Raw genomic sequence first — 688 nt, 5'->3', positions numbered from 1 at the left:
CCCGTGCGGGCAACTGGTGCCTGAGGGTCAGAACTGGCTTGTTCAGTCTGGGCTGAGCCAGGAGCCTTTCCGGAATTGGTGCCGATCAACATGAACGCCGCGATCGCGATCAGAAAAACCGCTACGCCGGTCAGCAATACCTTGGTTCGGGTTGTCATGGTTCATCTCCAGTATCTAGCGTTGTGAATTCTCGGTACGGTTGATCGCCTCGACCAGGCTGTCGGTATCAAAGAGCCCCGTGAAACGGGCGACAGCGGTGCCGTCAGCGTCAAAAATCGCCGCAAAAGGTAAAGCCTGCCCTCCCGTTGCGGTTAACAATGCGTCTTTTTCGGGATCGCTTGCTGTCACATCAACCTGAATCGGCACCATGCCGGCCCGCGCTACGGCTTCAGCCACAGCGGGCTCTTTATACACGGTGCGCTCCAGGACCTTGCAGTTGATGCACCAATCGGCAGTGAACTCCAGCAAATACGGTGTGTCCCGGGCTTTTGTGTCCGCCAGGAGTTCTGCGGAGTAGGGCTGCCAGACAAGTTCGTCTTCGCCGCTGCCCAACGGAGATGCGAATACCACTGTCACCGCAAGGGCAAGGCCTGTCGCCGTTGCAGTGATCACGCGAACGGCACCGCTCCCCTGAACGAAACGACGGAGACCCCAGACCAGCACCAGCGCCAGCCAGGCCCACCACAGC

Annotated in this window: 1 protein-coding gene; it reads right to left on the bottom strand. The window is 59.3% G+C overall.

Annotated features, from left to right (window positions below; genetic code table 11):
* Nucleotides 1-174: 174 nt before the first annotated feature.
* On the bottom strand, nt 175-688 hold a 514-nt coding region (locus tag B2590_RS05450; protein WP_286847884.1), incomplete at its 5' end, for a thioredoxin family protein.

It is taken from the genome of Marinobacter sp. UBA3604, assembly GCF_002375325.1.
Lineage (GTDB): Bacteria > Pseudomonadota > Gammaproteobacteria > Pseudomonadales > Oleiphilaceae > Marinobacter > Marinobacter salarius.
This window is presented reverse-complemented; position numbering and strand designations above follow the sequence as displayed.